Source organism: Vibrio sp. S12_S33 (genome assembly GCF_963889785.1).
GTDB lineage: Bacteria > Pseudomonadota > Gammaproteobacteria > Enterobacterales > Vibrionaceae > Vibrio > Vibrio aestuarianus.
Genome location: NZ_CAWPQZ010000155.1, coordinates 1 through 1,206 on the forward strand (window position 1 = coordinate 1; position 1,206 = coordinate 1,206).

1 protein-coding gene is annotated in these 1,206 nt (G+C 44.2%); it reads left to right on the plus strand.

The window, feature by feature from the left end:
* Positions 1-107: 107 nt before the first annotated feature.
* The gene (locus AACW06_RS19610; RefSeq protein WP_171981133.1) at positions 108-1,148 is read left to right on the plus strand and encodes an IS481-like element ISVvu4 family transposase; all 1,041 of its coding nucleotides are present in this window, start codon (positions 108-110) and stop codon (positions 1,146-1,148) included.
* The last annotated feature ends 58 nt before the right edge of the window (positions 1,149-1,206 follow it).

A 1,206-nucleotide genomic window follows, 5' to 3' on the forward strand; every position in this document is an offset into this window, starting at 1 on the left:
TGTATTAGTTCCGACTAGATCTGACACTTCAATTTGAAAAGAAGAGAGTTACCCGCTTTGATTAAAGGTGCTTAATCACTAATCAAAGACAAAAAGAGGTAACTCTCATGCTTCATACTAGCAATCCAATCATCAAACACAAAGCGGGCCTTCTCAATCTTGCAGAAGAACTCGGTAATGTATCTAGAGCCTGTAAGGTTATGGGGGTATCAAGAGATACGTTCTACCGTTATCAAGAGTTAGTTGAGACGGGGGGTATTGATGCTCTGATTAACCAGAGCCGAAGAGCACCGAATTTAAAGAACCGTGTTGATAGTGAAACTGAGCAAGCCGTTATCAAATACGCCATCGACTTCCCAGCTCATGGACAAGTTAGAACGAGTAATGAATTACGTAAACTGGGAGTGTTTATCTCTCCAAGTGGCGTACGCTCAATCTGGCTTCGCAATGACCTAGAGAACTTCAAGAAACGTCTTATCGCACTGGAGAAACAGGTCGCAGAGAACGGTATTATCCTAACGGACGAGCAAGTTGCGGCTCTTGAGCGTAAGAAGCACGATGATGAGGCTTGTGGTGAGATAGAAACAGCGCATCCAGGTTATCTCGGCTCTCAAGACACGTTCTATGTTGGCAACCTGAAAGGTGTTGGGCGCATCTATCAACAAACCTTCGTTGATACCTACAGTAAAGTCGCCTTTGCCAAGCTCTACACAACGAAAACACCCATCACCGCAGCGGATATATTGAATGATAAGGTTCTACCGTTCTTTGAGGCGCATGAACTGCCAATACTGCGAATCTTGACTGACCGAGGCACTGAGTACTGTGGTCGTGTTGAGCAGCACGATTACCAGCTCTACCTAGCCATTAATGATATCGATCACACGAAAACTAAAGCGATGTCACCACAAACAAATGGTATCTGCGAGCGCTTCCACAAGACCATATTGAATGAGTTCTACCAAGTGACATTCAGAAAGAAACTGTATGGTTCTATCGAAGAGTTGCAGAAAGATCTGGACGAATGGATGGACTACTACAACAATCACCGTACTCATCAAGGAAAAATGTGCTGTGGCAGAACGCCGATAGAAACATTAGAGGATGGGAAATCAATCTGGGCTGAAAAGAATCTAGCCCAGATATAATCTGACAGGCACCAAGTCGAAAAGTGGGTAACTGTCAGATCAGGTCTGAATTAGTACA